14 protein-coding genes and 1 pseudogene are annotated in these 15,871 nt (G+C 64.9%); 12 read left to right on the top strand and 3 right to left on the bottom strand.

Translation table 11 applies throughout. The annotated features are described in order from the left end of the window. Window positions 1-2 precede the first annotated feature (2 nt). Window positions 3-380: a VOC family protein gene (locus tag LB572_RS10845; protein WP_140805741.1), complete on the top strand. Its 378-nt coding sequence runs from the start codon at window positions 3-5 to the stop codon at window positions 378-380. Between the two features lie 27 nt (window positions 381-407). Here the strand turns inward: LB572_RS10845 and LB572_RS10840 are convergent. Continuing rightward, window positions 408-1,411: pseudogene (locus LB572_RS10840) on the bottom strand (inorganic phosphate transporter). Window positions 1,412-1,414: 3 nt separating this feature from the next. Next, on the bottom strand, window positions 1,415-2,056 hold the full coding sequence (locus tag LB572_RS10835; RefSeq protein ID WP_140805737.1) for a DUF47 domain-containing protein: 642 nt from the start codon (window positions 2,054-2,056) through the stop codon (window positions 1,415-1,417). Window positions 2,057-2,217: 161 nt separating this feature from the next. Here LB572_RS10835 and LB572_RS10830 point away from each other — a divergent pair, with 161 nt between their 5' ends. The 11 genes from LB572_RS10830 to LB572_RS10780 all read left to right on the top strand — a co-directional run bounded on the left by LB572_RS10830 (window position 2,218) and on the right by LB572_RS10780 (window position 14,223). Beyond that, on the top strand, window positions 2,218-3,117 hold the full coding sequence (locus LB572_RS10830; RefSeq protein WP_140805735.1) for a LysR family transcriptional regulator: 900 nt from the start codon (window positions 2,218-2,220) through the stop codon (window positions 3,115-3,117). A gap of 194 nt (window positions 3,118-3,311) precedes the next feature. After that, a complete protein-coding gene (locus LB572_RS10825) occupies window positions 3,312-3,791 on the top strand; it encodes a formate dehydrogenase subunit gamma (RefSeq protein WP_224667711.1) in 480 nt (159 codons plus the stop codon). Then, the gene (locus tag LB572_RS10820) at window positions 3,788-5,338 is read left to right on the top strand and encodes a formate dehydrogenase beta subunit (protein WP_224667710.1); all 1,551 of its coding nucleotides are present in this window, start codon (window positions 3,788-3,790) and stop codon (window positions 5,336-5,338) included. Before LB572_RS10825 ends, LB572_RS10820 begins: the two co-directional genes overlap by 4 nt. A 14-nt stretch (window positions 5,339-5,352) precedes the next feature. Next, window positions 5,353-8,265: a formate dehydrogenase subunit alpha gene (gene fdhF, locus LB572_RS10815; RefSeq protein ID WP_224667709.1), complete on the top strand. Its 2,913-nt coding sequence runs from the start codon at window positions 5,353-5,355 to the stop codon at window positions 8,263-8,265. A gap of 3 nt (window positions 8,266-8,268) precedes the next feature. Next, window positions 8,269-9,099, top strand: coding sequence for a formate dehydrogenase accessory sulfurtransferase FdhD (gene fdhD / locus LB572_RS10810; RefSeq protein ID WP_140805727.1), 831 nt, complete (start codon window positions 8,269-8,271; stop codon window positions 9,097-9,099). After that, the gene (locus LB572_RS10805; protein WP_224667708.1) at window positions 9,089-9,376 is read left to right on the top strand and encodes a formate dehydrogenase subunit delta; all 288 of its coding nucleotides are present in this window, start codon (window positions 9,089-9,091) and stop codon (window positions 9,374-9,376) included. The genes fdhD and LB572_RS10805 overlap by 11 nt, the downstream gene beginning before the upstream one ends. A gap of 152 nt (window positions 9,377-9,528) precedes the next feature. Further along, window positions 9,529-11,082 carry an alpha/beta fold hydrolase gene (locus tag LB572_RS10800; protein ID WP_140805723.1) on the top strand — a complete coding sequence of 518 codons (1,554 nt, stop codon included), beginning with the start codon at window positions 9,529-9,531 and terminating at the stop codon, window positions 11,080-11,082. Between the two features lie 108 nt (window positions 11,083-11,190). Further along, window positions 11,191-11,664 (top strand): carboxymuconolactone decarboxylase family protein, encoded by a 474-nt coding sequence (locus LB572_RS10795; RefSeq protein ID WP_140805721.1) that lies wholly within the window; start codon window positions 11,191-11,193, stop codon window positions 11,662-11,664. Between the two features lie 81 nt (window positions 11,665-11,745). After that, window positions 11,746-12,108: a nuclear transport factor 2 family protein gene (locus LB572_RS10790; RefSeq protein WP_224667707.1), complete on the top strand. Its 363-nt coding sequence runs from the start codon at window positions 11,746-11,748 to the stop codon at window positions 12,106-12,108. A 55-nt stretch (window positions 12,109-12,163) separates the two neighbouring features. Then, window positions 12,164-12,478 carry a hypothetical protein gene (locus LB572_RS10785; protein ID WP_224667706.1) on the top strand — a complete coding sequence of 105 codons (315 nt, stop codon included), beginning with the start codon at window positions 12,164-12,166 and terminating at the stop codon, window positions 12,476-12,478. A gap of 335 nt (window positions 12,479-12,813) precedes the next feature. After that, window positions 12,814-14,223, top strand: a complete 1,410-nt coding sequence (locus LB572_RS10780) for an FAD-binding oxidoreductase (RefSeq protein WP_224667705.1) — start codon at window positions 12,814-12,816, stop codon at window positions 14,221-14,223. A gap of 116 nt (window positions 14,224-14,339) precedes the next feature. On the opposite strand, the gene LB572_RS10775 is transcribed toward LB572_RS10780, so the two are convergent. Next, the gene (locus LB572_RS10775; RefSeq protein ID WP_224667704.1) at window positions 14,340-15,767 is read right to left on the bottom strand and encodes a gamma-aminobutyraldehyde dehydrogenase; all 1,428 of its coding nucleotides are present in this window, start codon (window positions 15,765-15,767) and stop codon (window positions 14,340-14,342) included. Between the last annotated feature and the right edge of the window lie 104 nt (window positions 15,768-15,871).

Genomic DNA, 15,871 nt, shown 5'->3' with positions numbered 1-15,871 from the left:
TCATGCTCCAAAACAGCAATGCGACAGCCAATCTCGCGGTGAAGGACCTGGACAAGGCCAAGGCCTTCTACGAAGGAACGCTCGGCCTCAAACAAGTGCACGACATGGGCGGCGAGCTGATCGTCTATAAGAGCGGCGAGACTGTCATCAACGTCTATCATTCGCAATTTGCCGGCACCAACAAGGCGACGGCGGTGACGTGGACGGTCGGCGACCAGATCGAGCCGATCGTCAAGTCGCTGCGGGCGAAAGGCGTCAGCTTCGAGCACTACGACATGCCCGGGCTGACGCTCGAGGGCGACATCCATGTCGGCCAAGGCATGAAGGTCGCCTGGTTCAGGGATCCCGACGGCAACATCCTGAACCTGGTGGACAGGTAGCCTCGCCGCGAGGCTGAGCACGGCCGCTTACGCGGCCAGCCTCGTAGCGAGATAGGTCAACGCCGAGATCGCCGCCGTCGCCGGCAAGGTGATCACCCAGGCGACGACGATGTTGCCGGCGATGCCCCAGCGCACGGCGGAGACGCGGCGGGCGGCGCCGACGCCGATGATGGCGCCGGTGATGGTGTGGGTCGTCGAGACCGGGACACCGAGCCAGGTGGCGGCGAACAGCGTCATGGCGCCGCCGGTCTCGGCGCAAAAACCTGCATGGGGTTCAGCCGCGTGATCTTCGATCCCATCGTGTGCACGATGCGCCAGCCGCCGAACAGCGTGCCCAGCGCCAGCGCCGACTGGCAGGTGAGGACCACCCACAGCGGCACATAGAAAGTCGGGCCGAGCGCGCCTTGCGAAAAGAGCAGCACGGCGATGATTCCCATGGTCTTCTGCGCGTCGTTGCCGCCATGTCCCAGGGAATAGAGCGAGGCGGAAAAGAACTGCAGCACGCGAAAGGTGCTGTCGACCGCGAACGGCGTCTGGCGCACGAACAGCCAGGAAACGATGAGAACCAGGACGAGCGCCAGCACGAATCCCGTCGCGGGCGAGAGCACGATGGCCGCGATCGTCTTGCCGAGCCCGGACCAGACGATGGCGCCGGTTCCAGCCTTGGCGACGCCGGCGCCGACCAGCCCGCCGATGAGCGCGTGCGAGCTGCTCGACGGAATGCCGGCGACCCAGGTGACGATGTTCCAGACGATGGCCCCGACGAGCGCTGAGAAAATCACCGCCGGCGTGACGATGCTGACATCGACAATGCCCTTGCCGACGGTCTCGGCGACATGCAGGCCGAAGAACATGAAGGCGATGAAATTGAAGAAAGCCGCCCAGAACACCGCGTAATGCGGCCTGAGCACCCGGGTGGAGACGATGGTCGCGATCGAGTTGGCAGCATCGTGCAGGCCGTTGAGGAAATCGAAGAACAGCGCCACGGCGACGAGGCCGATCAGCAGGGGAAAAGCGATCGTGGCTTCCATCGCCTAAACGTTCTCGATGACGATGCCGCTGATCTCGTTGGCGACATCCTCGAAGCGGTCGACCACCTTCTCCAGCTGGCCATAAATCTCCGAGCCGATCAGATACGCCATGGCGTCGCCGCGGCCATGACGCCTGAACAGGTCCTTCAGGCCCTGCTCGTGCAGGTCGTCGGCGCGGCCCTCGACGCGCATCACCTCCTCGGCGATGGCGTTGAGGCGCGCGGCATTGGCGCCGACCTTGCCCAGCAGCGGGATGGCCTCCGCGACCAGCCGGGCAGCCTGGACGATGACGCCGCCCATCTCCCGCATCAGCGGGTCGAACTCCCTCACCTCGAACAATTTCACCGTCTTGACGGTCTTGTGCATCATGTCGATGGCGTCATCCATCGACTGGATCAGATCCTTGATGTCGCCGCGGTCGAAGGGGGTGATGAAGGAGCGCCTGACGGCAAGCAGGACTTCGGCGGTGATGCCGTCGGCCTCGTTTTCGAGATCGACGATCTTCTGGCACCAGCGGTCGATGTCCTTGCCGCTGAGAAGCTGCTCGAGGGCCTCGGCGCCGCCGACCACGGTGCGCGAATGCCGCTCGAACAGATCGAAGAAGCGATCCTCGCGCGGCAACAGCTTGCGAAACCAGCCCAGCATGTCGTCCCTCCTTGGCTTGCGCCTATCCCACATAGCGCCATGCGCCGCGCGGGAAAACAGATAGCCGGCTCAAAAAATGTGGACGAGGCCCGATTATGCGTGCGTCTTGCGAAGCAACGCGATTTCCCCGACCTTGGGCCGAACGTTGCGGATCGGATGGCATGATCGACAAGCTGGAATTCTTCATCGCCTTGGCCAAGGAGGAGCATTTCGGCCGGGCCGCGGAGGTGTGCGGCGTCACCCAGCCGACCTTGTCGGCCGGCATCAAGCAGCTCGAGGAGCAGCTCGGCGTCATGCTGGTGCTGCGCGGCTCGCGCTTCCAGGGCCTGACGCCGGAAGGCAAGCAGGTGCTGGGCTGGGCGCGCCGCATCGTCGGCGATACGCGCACGATGCGCGAGGAGATGCGGGCGGCGCGCCACGGCCTGTCCGGGCGCATCCGCATCGCGGCGATCCCGACGGCGCTGGCCATGGTGGCGCGGCTGACGACACCGTTCCGCGAAAAGCATCCCGGCGTCACATTTTCCGTGCTGTCGCGCACCTCGATCGAGGTGCTGTCGCTGCTCGGCAATTTCGACGTCGATGCCGGCATCACCTATCTCGACAACGAGCCGCTCGGGCGGGTGACCAGCGTGCCGCTCTATGACGAGCGCTACCAGCTGATCACCGCGGTCGGGAACCCTTTTTCCGACCGCGACAAAGTGACGTGGTCCGAGATCAGCCAGTTGCCGCTCTGTCTGCTGACGCCGGATATGCAGAACCGCCGCATCATCGACCAGCACCTGGCGGAAGCGGGAGTGCAGGTGCGCCCGACGCTGGAATCGAATTCGATGATCGTGCTGTTCTCGCATATCCGTACAGGCAAATGGTCGTCGATCATGCCGCTCAACCTTGCGGAAACATTCGGCTTTTCGGAGCCGATCCGGGCTATTCCGATCGTCGACCCGGATGCCAGCCACACGGTCGGGCTGGTGGCGGCGCCGCGCGAGCCGCACACGCCGCTGGTGCAGGCGCTGCTGGACGAGGCGATGGCGCTGGCGGACGATTTCCGCGCCCACCGCTAGGCTAGACAATGCGAGCGACCTGATTTCGATAGAAAATTTCTATCAAGCGACGGAAGCGCTTTATTGATTTCGGAGGTTTCCTCTGATTTCGTAAGGACTTAGCGATATTGCGTCCATGCATGTCGTTGCCCCAAAATCGCTAAGAGTTTGGGCGGCATATATGGTTGGATGCCACGACCCAGGGAGGGCGCTGCGTGACCATGCAGGCCGCAAATACCGAGATCGCGTCGCGTACGGCGGCGATCATTGACGAGATGAAGGGCCTCGAAGGCCCGCTGCTGCCGATCCTGCACAGCATACAGGAAGAGTTCGGGCACGTTCCGAAGGACGCGCTGCCGGTGATCGCCGACGGGCTGAACCTGTCGCGGGCCGAAGTGCACGGCGTCGTCAGCTTCTATCATGATTTCCGCGCCAAGCCTGCCGGACGGCACGTGCTGAAGCTCTGCCAGGCGGAGGCCTGCCAGTCCATGGGCTCGGACGCCATCGCGGCCAAGGTCAAGCAGTTGCTCGGCATCGATTTCCACGAGACCACGGGCGACGGATCGGTTACACTGGAGCCGGTCTACTGCCTCGGGCTTTGCGCCTGCTCGCCGTCGGCGATGCTCGACGGCGAAGTTATCGGCCGGCTCGATGACGAGAAGATCGAAGAGATCGTCGCGGAGGTGCGTTCATGATCCCGCGCATCTATATCCCGGCAGATTCCGGCGCGCTGGCGCTCGGCGCCGAAAAGGTCGCCAAAGCGATCGAGAAGGAACTCAAGGAGCGCGGCGTCGAGGCCAAGATCGTGCGCAACGGCTCGCGCGGCGCCTATTTCCTCGAGCCGATGGTCGAGGTGGCGACGTCCGAGGGCCGCATCGCCTACGGGCCGGTCAAGCCGTCCGACGTCAAGAGCCTGTTCGACAGCGGCTTCCTCACCGGCGGTCATCACAAGCGCTGGCTCGGCGCGCCTGACAAGATCCCCTTCTTCGTCAAGCAGACGCGGTTGACCTTCGCCCGTTGCGGCATCAACGACCCGCTGTCGCTCGATGCCTACAAGTCGCTGGGCGGTCTGCGTGGCATGCAGAACGCCGTCGCCATGGCGCCGGCCGATGTCGTCAAGCAGGTTACCGAGTCCGGCCTGCGCGGCCGCGGCGGCGCCGGCTTCCCGACCGGCATCAAGTGGAAGACGGTGCTGGATACGGCGGGCGCGCAGAAATACATCGTCTGCAATGCCGACGAAGGCGACAGCGCCACTTTCGCCGACCGCATGATCATGGAAGGCGACCCCTTCGTGCTGATCGAAGGCATGGCGATCGCCGGCATCGCCACCGGCGCGACCAAGGGCTTCGTCTATGTCCGCTCGGAATATCCGCATGCGGTAGCGACAATGAACAAGGCCGTCGCCATCGCCCGCAAGGCGGGCGTGCTCGGCGTCAACGTGCTGGGCTCGCCCAACGCCTTCGACATGGAAATCCGCGTCGGCGCCGGCGCCTATGTCTGCGGCGAGGAAACCTCGCTCCTGAACAGCCTCGAAGGCAAGCGCGGCGTGGTGCGCGCCAAGCCGCCGCTGCCGGCGATCCAGGGCCTGTTCGGCAAGCCGACGGTGATCAACAATGTGATCAGCCTGGCCTCGGTGCCGATCATCATGGACAAGGGCGCCGCCTACTACAAGGATTTCGGCATGGGCCGCTCGCGCGGCACGATCCCGATCCAGATCGCCGGCAACGTCAAGAATGGCGGCCTGTTCGAGACGGCCTTCGGCCTGACGCTCGGCGAGATCGTCGACGATATCGGCGGCGGCACGGCTTCAGGGCGTCCGGTCAAGGCGGTGCAGGTCGGCGGGCCACTCGGCGCCTATTTCCCGCGCGCTTTGTTCGACACACCCTTCGACTATGAAGAATTCGCCAAGCGCGACGGTCTGATCGGCCATGCCGGCATCACCGTGTTCGACGACAGCGCCGACATGCTGAAGCAGGCGCGCTTCGCCATGGAGTTCTGCGCCATCGAAAGCTGCGGCAAGTGCACGCCGTGCCGCATCGGCTCGACGCGTGGCGTGGAGGTTCTGGACAAGGTCGCCGCGGGCATCGAGGCGGAAAAGAACCTCGCTCTGGTCACCGACCTCTGCAACACGATGAAGTTCGGATCGCTGTGCGCGCTGGGCGGCTTCACGCCCTACCCGGTGATGAGCTCGATCACGCATTTCCCCGAGGATTTCAAGCCCGCCGGCGCGCGTGGCGGCTGAATAGGAGCTGGCAGATGAACATCAAGGCCGACTTCCCGACACTCATCGAAGAGATCGACTACGGCACGCCGGCGTCGAAAGCGACGAAGCAGGTCACCCTGACCGTCGACGGGCAAAGCATCACCGTGCCGGAAGGCACCTCAATCATGCGCGCGGCGATGGGGGGCGGGGTCGAGATCCCGAAGCTCTGCGCCACCGACATGCTGGACTCCTTCGGCTCCTGCCGCGTCTGCCTGGTCGAGATCGAAGGGCGCGGCGGCACGCCGGCCTCCTGCACGACGCCGGTCGGCGAAGGCATGGTGGTGCGCACGCAATCGGATCGGCTCGATTCGATCCGCCGCGGCGTCATGGAGCTCTATGTCTCCGACCATCCGACGGGCTGGAACGAGAAGGCCGGAACCGGCGCCAGCGAATTCGACGCGGTGGCGAAGTCGGTCGGTCTCTCCGAGAACCGTTACGGCGTCGAGGGCCGCAACCACGTCAAGGAAGAGGGCGGCGTGGCGCCTGGCCATGGCTCGCTGGCGGTAGACTATATCGCCCGCGACGAATCGAACCCCTATTTCACCTACGACCCGGCGCAGTGCATCGTCTGCTCGCGCTGCGTGCGTGCCTGCGAAGAGGTGCAGGGCACCTTCGCGCTGACCATCGAGGGCCGCGGCTTCGAGTCGCGCATGGTCGCCGGCATGCATGAGGACTTCATCGCTTCCGAATGCGTATCCTGCGGCGCCTGCGTGCAGGCCTGCCCGACGGACGCGCTGCGCGAGAAGACCGTGCTCGAGAAGGGCATGCCGGAGCGCTCGGCCGTCACCACCTGCGCCTATTGCGGCGTCGGCTGCTCGTTCAAGGCCGAGGTCAAGGATGACGAGGTCATCCGCATGATGCCCTACAAGGACGGTATGGCCAATCACGGCCATTCCTGCGTCAAGGGCCGCTTCGCCTATGGCTACGCCACCCACAAGGACCGCATCCTGTCGCCGATGATCCGCGAGAAGATTTCCGATCCGTGGCGCGAAGTGACGTGGGAAGAGGCGATCGAGCATACGGCGAAGGAATTCCGCCGCATCCAGTACCAATATGGACGCACGGCGATCGGCGGCATCACCTCCTCGCGCTGCACCAACGAGGAAACCTACCTCGTCCAAAAGCTGGTGCGGCAGGGCTTCCGCAACAACAATGTCGACACCTGCGCCCGCGTCTGCCATTCGCCGACCGGCTACGGCCTCGGCCAGACCTACGGCACCTCGGCCGGCACGCAGGATTTCGACTCGGTCGAATTCACCGATGTCGCCGTGATCATCGGCGCCAATCCGGCTTCCGCCCATCCCGTCTTCGCCTCGCGGTTGAAGAAGCGGCTGCGCCAGGGCGCCAAGCTGATCGTGATCGATCCGCGCCGCACCGAGATGGTCAAGTCGGCGCATATCGAGGCGGACTATCACCTGCCGCTGAAGCCCGGCACCAATGTGGCGGTGCTGACGGCGCTGGCGCATGTCATCGTCACCGAAGGCCTCTACAATGAAGCCTTCGTGCGCGAGCGTTGCGACTGGGCCGAATTCCAGGACTGGGCGTCCTTCGTCGCCCTGCCGGAAAACAGCCCGGAAACCGTCGGCAAGCTGTCCGGCGTCGACCCGGAAGCCATCAGGGGCGCCGCGCGCCTTTACGCCAAGGGCGGCAATGGCGCGATCTATTACGGCCTCGGCGTGACCGAGCACAGCCAGGGCTCGACCACGGTGATCGCCATCGCCAACCTCGCCATGGCCACCGGCAATATCGGCCGGCAGGGCGTCGGCGTGAACCCGCTGCGCGGCCAGAATAACGTGCAGGGCTCGTGCGACATGGGCTCGTTCCCGCACGAGCTGCCGGGCTACCGCCACATTTCGGGCGACGCGGTGCGCGACATCTATGAGAGCCTGTGGGGCGTGAAGCTGGACGACGAGCCGGGCCTGCGCATCCCCAACATGCTGGACGCCGCCGTCGACGGCTCGTTCAAGGGCATCTACATCCAGGGCGAGGACATCCTGCAGTCCGATCCCGACACCAAGCATGTTGCCGGCGGCCTCGCCGCGATGGAATGCGTGGTCGTGCACGACCTCTTCCTCAACGAGACGGCAAACTACGCGCATGTCTTCCTGCCGGGCTCGACCTTCCTCGAGAAGGACGGCACCTTCACCAATGCCGAGCGCCGCATCAACATGGTGCGCAAGGTCATCGAACCGAAGGCCCGCTACGCCGACTGGGAAGCGACGCAGGAGCTTGCCCGCGCCATCGGGCTCGACTGGAACTACACGCATCCGTCGCAGATCATGGACGAGATCGCCAAGACCACGCCAAGCTTCGCGGGCGTCTCGTTCGAGCTGCTCGACCGCGTCGGCTCGGTGCAGTGGCCCTGCAACGAGAAGGCGCCGCTCGGCACGCCGATCATGCATGTCGACGGCTTCGTGCGTGGCAAGGGCAAGTTCATCCGCACCGAATATGTGGCGACGGACGAGCGGACCGGTCCGCGCTATCCGCTGCTGCTGACCACCGGCCGTATCCTGTCGCAATACAATGTCGGCGCGCAGACCAGGCGCACCGAGAATTCGATGTGGCATGCCGAGGATCGGCTGGAGATCCATCCGCACGACGCCGAAGTCCGCGGCGTGCGCGAAGGCGACTGGGTACGGCTGGCGAGCCGTTCGGGCGAAACCACGCTGCGCGCGCTGATCACCGACCGCGTCTCGCCCGGTGTCGTCTACACGACGTTCCACCACCCGGACACGCAGGCCAATGTGATCACCACCGACTTCTCGGACTGGGCGACCAACTGTCCGGAATACAAGGTCACCGCCGTGCAGGTGGCGCCGTCCAACGGCCCGACAGACTGGCAGAAGGACTATAACGAACAGGCCAAGCAGAGCCGGCGCATCGCTCCGCTGCAGGCGGCGGAGTAGTTCTTGGCCGCGCGCCGCAAAGCGACGACACAAATCTCGCGGCTGGCGCATCGCGCCAGCGGCACAGCGACCGCGTACCGCATGGTGCCGGAAGAGACGCCGGTGGCGTTCTCCTTTGCCGGCACCACGCATGCGGTGATGATGGCAAGCCCCGCCGATTTCGAGGATTTCGCGTTGGGCTTCTCGCTGACCGAAGGCATCATCGCCGACCGAAAAGAGATCGAGGCGATCGAGGTCGAGGATCTCGGCGCCGGCATCGATATCCAGATCAGGCTGAAGGACCAGGCCAACACGCGCTTCCAGGCGCGGCGGCGCCGGCTGGCCGGGCCGGTCGGCTGCGGCTTGTGTGGCATCGAATCCATCGAGGAAGCGATGCGCTCGGTCGACGCCGTCGGTGCGTCAAAGCTTACGCTTGGCGCGGATGACATAACGAGCGCTGTCCGACTACTCTCGAAGGTGCAGCCGCTGCACGCCGAGACCGGCGCGGTGCATGCCGCAGGCTTCTATATTCCCGGCAAGGGCATCGTGATGGCGCGTGAGGATGTCGGCCGCCACAATGCGCTGGACAAGCTCGCCGGCGCGTTGGCCAAGGCCGGCATCGACGGCGCAAGCGGCGCGATCGTGGTGACCTCGCGCGTCTCGGTGGAGATGGTGCAGAAGACGGCCGCCATCGGTGCTTCGATCATCATGGCGGTTTCCGCGCCGACCGCCCTTGCCATCCGCACGGCGGATGCCGCCGGTATGACGCTGGTGGCGCTGGTTCGCGGCGACGATTTCGATATTTTCACCCACCCCGAACGGGTGGCTTCCGGAGTTGCCAAGCATGTCGCATGACGAAGACCACATCGCCAGCACCGCGGAAAAGCTGGTGCGCATGGCCAACCAGATCGCCACCTTCTTTCATTCGAAGCCGCGCGAGGAAGGCATTACCGGCGTGGCCGAGCACATCAACAAGTTCTGGGAGCCAAGGATGCGGCGCCAGTTCTTCGAGATGCTCGACGCCGGCACCGAGAATTTCGACGAGCTCGTGGTTGCCGCCTCGGCCAGGATCAAGCGGCCGCCGATGCCGGAGCAGGCCGACAAGGACCTCGGCTATGTCAGGCAGGCATAGGGCCGGACGCCGTTCCGTACCCGGCAGGGCGGCTTCGCTCTTTCGGCGACAAAAATCTTATATTTCAGCTCTCTAAAGTTAGGCTGCCTTAGACGGCCGGTTTCTGCTATGGTCGGCGGCAGAAAATCGTCTGGCCGGACGGGGTAGTTTGCGTGAGGCCGATCGAGACCAGATACGCGCGCAGCGGAGAGGTGCGGATCGCCTATCAGGTGGTCGGCCAAGGCGCGTTCGATCTGGTCTTCGTGCCGGGCTTCATTTCCAATCTCGATCTGCATTGGGAAGACGAAGGCTACAGCCGCCTGTTGAAACGGCTCTCGGCCTTCTCGCGCCTGATCCTGTTCGACAAGCGCGGCACCGGGCTTTCCGACCGCGTCGACAGCCGCCACCTGCCCAGCTTGGAGACCCGCATGGACGACGTGCGCGCGGTGATGGACGCCGCCGGCAGCGGCCGGGCGGCGATCCTCGGCGCCTCGGAGGGCGCGCCGATGGCGATGCTGTTCGCCGCCACCTATCCGGAGCGGACGCGCGCGCTGGTGCTTTATGGCGGCTATGCGCATTTCCACAAGTGGGTGATGCCGCCGGAGCGTCTGGAAGCTTTCGTCGATACGACGGAAACGTGCTGGGGAACCGGCGCGACGTTGCCGAATTTCGCGCCTGGCCGGGTGGACGATACCCACTTCACCCAGTGGTGGGCCCGTTTCGAGCGGCTGTCGGCCAGTCCGACCGCCGCGGCAGCGCTTGCCCGTATGAACGCCGATATCGACGTGCGCGACATGCTCGGAACGATCAGGGTGCCGACATTCCTTATCCATCGCCGTAACGACGCCCGCGTCGATCCAGATGCCAGCCGCTTCCTGGCTAGGAAGATCCCCGGCGCTCGCCTGGTCGAGATCTCCGGGCGCGACCACCCGATCTGGACCGGCGACGTCGACCGCGTGGCCGACCTGGTCGAGGAATTCCTGACCGGAGAACCGGCCGTCGCGGATGTGGAACGCGTGCTTGCCGCGCTGCTGGTGACCCGTATCTACGACACCGCGCGACTTGGCGACCGTTTGTGGAGCGAACGCAGCCTGCGCTTCCAGGAGAACTGGCGATTGCTGGTCGGCCGCCATGGCGGGCGCGTTGCCGGAACGCATGGCGAACTGATGATCTCGCGCTTCGACGGCCCGGCCCGCGCCGTGCGATGCGCGGCGCTGCTGCGCGAGGCGGCCCAGGAAATCGGCGTGGCGAGCGCGCAAGGGGCGCATGTCGGCGAGATCGAGGTGCGGGGACCGCCGACGGGGCTGACGGCGCGTGTGACGATGCAGCTCGCCGCGCATGCCGAACGCGGCCACATCCTCTGCTCACGGCTGGTCGCGGACCTGGCCGCGGGCTCCGGGCTGCATTTCACCGATGCCGGGCGCATCAGCCTCGACGAGTTGGACGAGCCGCTGGCGCTGGTGCAGGTGACGGCCGAGCAGCATCTGGAGCCGGCCTGCCGGCCCAAGCCCAAGCCGGCCGAGCCGACGGCGCTGACGGTTCGCGAAAGCGAGGTGGTGAGCCTGATCGCCGACGGCAAGAGCAATGCCGCGATCGCCGCCGAACTCTGCCTCAGCGAGCACACGGTCAAGCGCCATGTCGCCAACATACTGCTCAAGCTCGACCTGCCGTCGCGGGCGGCGGCGGCGGCCTTCTCGGCCAGACATGCTGGCCCGGACGGGCCATGAGAACCATGGCGCTTTCGGGCGAAGCGGTCGGGGCGCCCTAAGAGGTATCAATTCTCCCCATGCAGGCTAGGCGATGCAGCCACGAAGGCACTGCGAATGGAGGATGAAATGCTGAAATTGAATCGCAAGATCGGATTGCTGGCATTTGCCGCGGGCGCATTGCTGGCCATCACTCCGGCGCGGGCCGAGGACGCCTCGGCAACCGCGGCCTACAAGGATATCCAGGCCACGCTCGGCACGGTGCCCGACATGTTCAAGACGCTGCCCGATGTCGCGGTGGCCGGCGCGTGGGCCGAGATCAAGGGCGTGCAGCTCAATCCGAACACCGCCCTCAACGGCAAGACCAAGGAGCTGATGGGCCTGGCGGTCGCCTCGCAGATCCCCTGCCAATACTGCATCTATTTCCACACGCTGGCGGCCAAGGCGAACGGCGCGAGCGACGAGGAGATTAAGGAGGCCATCGCGATGGCGGCGATCGTGCGCCACTGGTCGACGATGCTCAACGGCAGCCAGGTCGATATGGCGACCTTCAAGAAGCAGACCGACGACCTGTTCGCGGCGGTCAAAGCCAAGTCGCAATAACAAAATCCCTGTCCGGCAATGAGCGCCGGGCGGCACTTTCGCACATCAACCGCCCAAGACGATGGGCATATGGAGGATGAAATGCTGACCAAGACACAAACAGTGGACGGCGCTGCGATCAAGAAGGCGATCGAAGGCCGTGACGGCAAGCTCTTGTCGAGCTTCTACAATGACGATGCGCTGGTGCGGGTGATCGACCGCAACAATCCGCCGAGCAAGCCGCGCGAGATCCGCGGCCGTGCGGCGATCAGCACCTTCTGGGACGATATCTGCAGCCGGGCGATGACCCACAAGGTGGATACCACCATCGCGGAGGGGAACAACCTCGCCTTCATGCAAGCCTGCGCCTATCCGGACGGCACAAAAGTGTACTGCGCGGCGATGGTGGAGCTGAAGAACGGGCGGATCGCGCGGCAGACCGTCGTGCAGGCCTGGGACGAATAGTCAACCTCGGACAAATCAACAGCGGCCTTGGCCGCAATGGTGAGGGAGAAGCTACATGTTCAGCGCCAGATGGCAGATCGACGCCAAGTTCGGTCACAAGCAGACCGCACTCGAGCTGATGCGGAAATGGGAGCGCGAGATCGGCTCGCAGGTCGGGCTCGCCGACTTGAAATTCCGGCTCATGACGGGCTCGATCGGCGCACGCGAAGCGACGATCGAGTCCCATCACGAGGTCGAGAGCCTGGCCCAGTTGGAGGCGTTCTTCGCCAAGATCGCCAAGATCGACGCGCATGCCAAATGGGGCAAGGAACTGGAGCCCTGTGTGGTGTCTGGCACCAGCCAGTGGCAGATCTTCCGGATCGTGGAATAGCTGCACCGTCGAAGAGCCGGGGCTGAGAGGCGACCGGCAAGCACGAAGGCGCGAGTGGCCGCGGCGCGCGGCGGCCGCTCGCCTTCATCAGATCGACAAGGCCGGGGACCGAGCCTCGGTACGGCCGGCCCCGGCGGCCGCGTTGGCGGCCATGCCATGGCTCTCCCGGGCCATGCCCCGCTGGCCCTTTCGGGCGAAGCGGCACGCACTGGATCGGTGCAATGTGATCTTCCTGCGCCATCCAACGCACCCCGCCCGTCGAGGCGGCATAACGAAGCAACAAATGCGTCGCGCCGCCGCCGCATGGCGGTGGCCCCAATCAAGGGAGCAAACCGATGACCGACGAAGCCCATGCAAAACTACGTGAAAGCCTGCGCGGGGAGGTGATCCTGCGTGACGATGCCGGCTATGACGAGGCCCGCAAGGTCTATAACGGCATGATCGAAAAGCGCCCGCTGCTGATCGCACGCTGCGCCGACATCGCCGACGTGATCACCGCCGTGAAATACGCGCGCGACAACGACCTGCTGATCGCCGTGCGCGGCGGCGGGCACAACGGCGCCGGGCTGGGGATCTGCGACGGCGGCCTCGTCATCGACCTGTCGATGATGAAAGGGGTCCATGTCGATCCGAAAACGCGCACCGTGAGGGTCGGCCCAGGCTGCACGTCGGGTGACGTGGACCATGCCACCCATCCTTTCGGGCTGGCTGTTCCGGCCGGCATCGTCTCGACCACGGGCGTTGCCGGTCTGACCCTCGGCGGAGGGACGGGCTATCTCACGCGCAGATACGGTCTCACCATCGACAATCTGGTCGAAGCCGATCTGGTGCTGGCCGACGGCAGCGTGGTGACAGCCAGCAAAGCTGAGAATCCCGACCTGTTCTGGGCGCTCCGGGGCGGCGGCGGTAATTTCGGCGTCGTGACCAGCTTCCTGTTCCAGGCCCATCCTGTGAACATGATCTTCGGCGGCCCGGTGTTCTGGGAGGCCAAGGATGCGTTGGCCGTCATGCGGACCTATCGCGACTACCTGCCGGAGGCGCCGGAAGATCTCGGCGCCTTTGTCGGCCTGAAAACCGTTCCCTCGACCGATCCCTTCCCGCGCGAATATTGGGGCAAGCGCGCCTGCGCCATCATCTCCTGCTACAACGGCACCGAGGAGGACGGGCGCAAGGCCATGGCGCCGCTGCTCGACAATCTGCCGCCGCCGATCTTCAACTGGATGGGCGTTATGCCATTCCCGGCCTTGCAGGCGTTGTTCGACCCGCTGCTTCCGAAAGGCCTGCAATGGTATTGGAAGGGCGATTTCGTGAAGTCGCTTCCCGACGAAGCCATCGCCACCCATATCGCGCAGGCCGCCGCGGCGCCGAGCGAATTGTCGCTCATGCATCTTTACCCGATCGACGGCGCCGTTCGCCGCGTCGGCAAGAACGAAACGGCATGGAACGCGCGCGACGCAACCTGGTCGATGGTCATCGCGGCAATCGATCCCGATCCGGGCAAGGCCGCCGACCTCACCAAGTGGGCCAAGACCTACTGGACGAGCATCCACCCCCATAACGGCGAAGGCGGCTACGTGAATTTCATGATGGAAGACGAAGGAGAAGCGCGCGTGCAGGCGAGCTACGGCGCAAATTACGAGCGGCTGAGCCAGGTGAAGCGCACCTATGACCCCTTCAACGTCTTCCGGGTCAACCAGAACATCAAGCCTGCGACTTCGATGGCGGAGGGCAGGACAGCCGCTTAATTCCTACGCTGATCCCGCCGACACAGGGATCGTCGCGCCGAAGTCGGATTGCACCGAATTGCTCTTCGCAATTCGGTGCAATCCGACCTCCCCCACAAGGGAGAGGTCGGAGGCGCCTAGCCGTGCGCCACCATCACGTGGCGAACGGCGGTGTAATCCTCCAGCGCGTAGAGCGACATGTCCTTGCCGTAGCCGGACTGCTTCAATCCGCCATGCGGCATCTCGTTGGTCAGCATGAAGTGGGTGTTGATCCAGGTGCAGCCATATTGCAGGCGGGCGGCCGTCGCCATGGCGCGCGAGACGTCCTTGGTCCACACCGACGAGGCGAGGCCGTAGTCGCTGTCGTTGGCCCAGTTCACCGCTTCGTCGACATCCGAGAAGCGGGTGACGGAGACGACCGGGCCGAACACTTCGCGGCGCACGATCTCGTCTTCCTGCAGCGCGCCGGCCACCACCGTCGGCTGGTAGTAGAAGCCGGAGCCCTCGCCCGGCTTGCCGCCGGTGGTGATCTCGATGTGCTTCAGTTCGGAGGCGCGCTCGACGAAGCTCGAGACGCGGTCGCGCTGGCGGCGCGAGATCAGCGGCCCGATCTCGTTTTCGGTGTCGTCCGGCTGGTTGTACTTGATGGTCGAGACCGCCGAGGAGAGATCGGCGACGAGCTTGTCGTAGATCTTCTTGCCGGCATAGATGCGGCAGGCGGCGGTGCAGTCCTGACCGGCATTGTAGTAGCCGAAGGCGCGCAGGCCGTTGACCACGGCGCCGAGGTCGGCGTCGTCGAAGACGATGACCGGCGCCTTGCCGCCGAGCTCCAGATGCGTGCGCTTGACCGACTTGGCGGCCGCCTGCAGCACCTTCTTGCCGGTGGCGACATCGCCGGTGATCGAGATCATGTTGACCTTGGCATGGTTGATCAGCGTGTTGCCGACGCTGTCCCCGCGACCGAGCACGACATTGACGACGCCCTCGGGCAGCACCTCGGCGAGGATCTTCGCCAGCTTCAGGGCGGTCAGCGGCGTCTGCTCCGACGGCTTGAAGACGACCGTGTTGCCGCCGCCGATCGCCGGCGCCAGCTTCCAGGCCATCATCATCAGCGGATAGTTCCAGGGCGCGATGGAAGCGACGATGCCGACCGGGTCGCGCCGCACCATCGAGGTGTGGCCGGGCAGGTATTCGCCGGCGACCTGTCCGGGCATCGAGCGGACCGCGCCGGCGAAGAAGCGGTAGCAGTCGACGATCGCCGGGATCTCGTCATTGAGCACCGCGTTGATCGGCTTGCCGCAATTCAACGCCTCGAGCGCCGCGAACTCCTTCGCCTCCGCCTCGATGCGGTCGGCGATCTTCAAGAGATAGCCGGAACGTTGCGCCGGCGTCGTGCGCGACCAACCGACGAACGCCTTTTCAGCGGCCGCCACCGCGGCCTCGATCTGCGCCGGGCTCGCTTCCGGCAGGTTGAGGATGGTCGCCCCGGTCTTCGGATTGAGGATCGGCTCCTCGGTTTCGGTGCCCTTCTCGAATTTCGAGCCGATCAGCATCTGGGTGTCCATGGGGTCTCTCCTTGGTCAGGAGCGAGTAGCGAGTAGCGAATAGCGAATAGGGTTTGGCTGTCGGCTTTCCCTATTCGCTATTCGCTACTCCCTATTCGCTGTTT

Origin of the sequence: Mesorhizobium sp. BH1-1-5, from assembly GCF_020165615.1 — a bacterium.
Classification (GTDB): Bacteria; Pseudomonadota; Alphaproteobacteria; order Rhizobiales; family Rhizobiaceae; genus Mesorhizobium.
The sequence above is the reverse complement of the archived record's forward strand: the minus strand, read 5'-3'. Positions and strand labels throughout refer to the sequence as shown.

Excerpts from the sequence above, each read along its gene's own strand:
- LB572_RS10845 (WP_140805741.1), top strand. The coding sequence starts at position 3 with ATGCTCCAAAACAGCAATGCGACAGCCAATCTCGCGGTGAAGGACCTG.
- LB572_RS10835 (WP_140805737.1), bottom strand. The coding sequence starts at position 2,056 with ATGCTGGGCTGGTTTCGCAAGCTGTTGCCGCGCGAGGATCGCTTCTTC.
- LB572_RS10830 (WP_140805735.1), top strand. The coding sequence starts at position 2,218 with ATGATCGACAAGCTGGAATTCTTCATCGCCTTGGCCAAGGAGGAGCAT.
- LB572_RS10820 (WP_224667710.1), top strand. The coding sequence starts at position 3,788 with ATGATCCCGCGCATCTATATCCCGGCAGATTCCGGCGCGCTGGCGCTC.
- fdhF (WP_224667709.1), top strand. The coding sequence starts at position 5,353 with ATGAACATCAAGGCCGACTTCCCGACACTCATCGAAGAGATCGACTAC.
- LB572_RS10805 (WP_224667708.1), top strand. The coding sequence starts at position 9,089 with ATGTCGCATGACGAAGACCACATCGCCAGCACCGCGGAAAAGCTGGTG.
- LB572_RS10795 (WP_140805721.1), top strand. The coding sequence starts at position 11,191 with ATGCTGAAATTGAATCGCAAGATCGGATTGCTGGCATTTGCCGCGGGC.
- LB572_RS10790 (WP_224667707.1), top strand. The coding sequence starts at position 11,746 with ATGCTGACCAAGACACAAACAGTGGACGGCGCTGCGATCAAGAAGGCG.
- LB572_RS10785 (WP_224667706.1), top strand. The coding sequence starts at position 12,164 with ATGTTCAGCGCCAGATGGCAGATCGACGCCAAGTTCGGTCACAAGCAG.
- LB572_RS10780 (WP_224667705.1), top strand. The coding sequence starts at position 12,814 with ATGACCGACGAAGCCCATGCAAAACTACGTGAAAGCCTGCGCGGGGAG.
- LB572_RS10775 (WP_224667704.1), bottom strand. The coding sequence starts at position 15,767 with ATGGACACCCAGATGCTGATCGGCTCGAAATTCGAGAAGGGCACCGAA.